We start from the raw sequence: 2,141 nt of genomic DNA on the forward strand, positions 1-2,141 counted from the left end.
TGAGGAAGAAGCAGGGTGAGGCTGGTGTGTCGCGCGGGCGGCAGCGATGATGCGAACCGGCAACAAGGCTGGCGCCAGATAGCGGCACCCCGACCAAAAGGCCGGGGTGCCCTTGCTGGTCGCGAGGCGGCTAGATCACGAAGAAGTCGTTTGCCGTGATGCTGGCCCTGTTGGTCAGGGTTGCGAACAGCGTCTGGTTGTCCCGAGTCCCACCATCGGCATCGAAGAACAGGTTGCCCGTGCTCTGATCGTAGACGATCCGATCGTCGGCCTCCGCGGCGGCGCTCGTGAGCGCGAAGGCGGTGGCGCTGAGAGCGCCGTCGGTCAGCCCGGCGAACACGGCGTTGTCGAGCCGCAACGTATCGTCACTGGCGCGGAAGTCCTGGATCCTGTCGACGTTGCCCGCCGGATCGAGAGGAGCGTTGAAGATAAAAACGTCATCGCCCGTTCCACCGGTGAGCACGTCATTTCCGCCGCCGCCGATGAATGTGTCGTCGTCGCGGCCGCCGCTGAGGCTGTCGTTGCCGGCACCGCCCACCAGGAAGTCAGCGTCTCTGCCGCCCGTCACCCGATCATTGCCCAGGCCGCCGTTGAAGTAATAGGCGTCACCCGACTGAACGGCCCTGAGATTGTCGGCGCCTCTGGTGCCGAGGCTGACAACGTCGAACTGGTCGCCGCGGGCTGCGCCCGAGACGAGATCGCGGACGTCGAAGGTCAATCCGGACCTCGCCGCATCGAACGTGATGCCTTCATCGTCGAAACGGCTGATGGCGCCCACGAGATCGCCGGAGCCGCTCTCGGACTGGAGGCGAACCGCGAGGCCGCCATCCTGGTTGGTCATCGTACCGGCATCGGTCGCCGTTCCATTGCCCACCTCGGCGCTCGTAAAGGTGAGACGAACCTGCCGCGCCGAGGAAGCGGTGACGCTGACCGTGTCGGAGCCGGAGCCGAGGTTGACGATATCCGAGCCATCGGTCGAGACATTGAAGAACGCCCGGTCGTTGCCCGTGCCGCCGAAGAGGTGATCATGACCCGATCCGCCGGACAGCTCGTCATTGCCCGACCCGCCGACAAGATGATCCTTGCCGGAGTTGCCGAACAGCTCGTCATGGCCCGAGCCGCCATCGAGGTAGTCGTCGCCGGAGCCGCCGTACAGCTCGTCGCGGCCTGAGCCGCCGTTCAGGTAGTCGTCGCCCCCTCGGCCGTACAGATCGTCGTGGCCACCGCGGCCTTGGAGGTTGTCGCCATTCCCCGTGCCGCGAAGCACATCGTTTCCGCCATCTCCAACAACGGCCTTGCGAACTTGGAGGGAGACCGCATCCTGAAACAGCGCAAGGGCGCTGTTGTAGGAGAGCTCCCGGATCTCACCGGAGGCAATCGGCAGCACGAGCTTGTAGCCGGCCGTGCCATCTACCTCGCCGATCGTACCTTGGCCGTGCCCTCCGAGAACCGACTTGCCGTGCAGGACGATCTCTCGCCTGTTGAGCGAAACGTCGTCCAAGAGCTTTGCGAGTTCCCCATTCCGCGCATCGGACAGGTCGTAGGTTTGGGAGAACACGAACGAGGTGCCGGCGGGCTTAGGGAAGCCTGAGGCCTCAGGCCCAGGAGGGGACGTGAGGTTGAGAAGAACAGGACCATAGGTGTCCAGACCCTCCGCCAGCTCGATGAACCCGTCCCGGTCATCATCCTGAGCCAGGGTCGGCACGGTCGCGTTGCTTCCATCCGCGAACCCGTGAATGTGCTGCGGGTGGATCTGGCCGGCCTCGACGCCCCTTGCGGCCGTGATGACGGTGAGTCGATTGCCCTTGAGCAGGAGCAGAGCCCCGCCCTCGGCTTCGGAGTTGTTGAGCTCGTTCAGGTCCGCGAAGAACACGCGGTCTGCATCGGCAAAGGCCTGAAGAGCGGCATTGAGGTTGGCGCTGTTCAGGTCCAGCGAACTGTGCGATCCGCTGGCTGCGCCAGAAGACAATCCGCCGTGTCCCGTATGGTTTTGCTCAGTCATCGACGACTCCCATGGTTGGTAGCAAGTGAGCTTCAGGGGGTAGCGTGGCCGTGGCTTTAGAACAGCCGCCCGCGAGACAAAGAAGAAACCAGCATTCACCCTGAACAGACACTACACAGCAGCAGCATCATTGGATGCA

Annotated in this window: 1 protein-coding gene; it reads right to left on the minus strand. The window is 63.9% G+C overall.

The window, feature by feature from the left end; translation table 11 throughout:
* Positions 1-130 precede the first annotated feature (130 nt).
* A complete protein-coding gene (locus JKG68_RS34430; RefSeq protein ID WP_202066426.1) occupies positions 131-2,002 on the minus strand; it encodes a calcium-binding protein in 1,872 nt (623 codons plus the stop codon).
* Positions 2,003-2,141: the final 139 nt, after the last annotated feature.

Source organism: Microvirga aerilata (assembly GCF_016743775.1).
Classification (GTDB): Bacteria; Pseudomonadota; Alphaproteobacteria; order Rhizobiales; family Beijerinckiaceae; genus Microvirga; species Microvirga aerilata.

Excerpts from the sequence above, each read along its gene's own strand:
- JKG68_RS34430 (WP_202066426.1), bottom strand. The coding sequence starts at position 2,002 with ATGACTGAGCAAAACCATACGGGACACGGCGGATTGTCTTCTGGCGCA.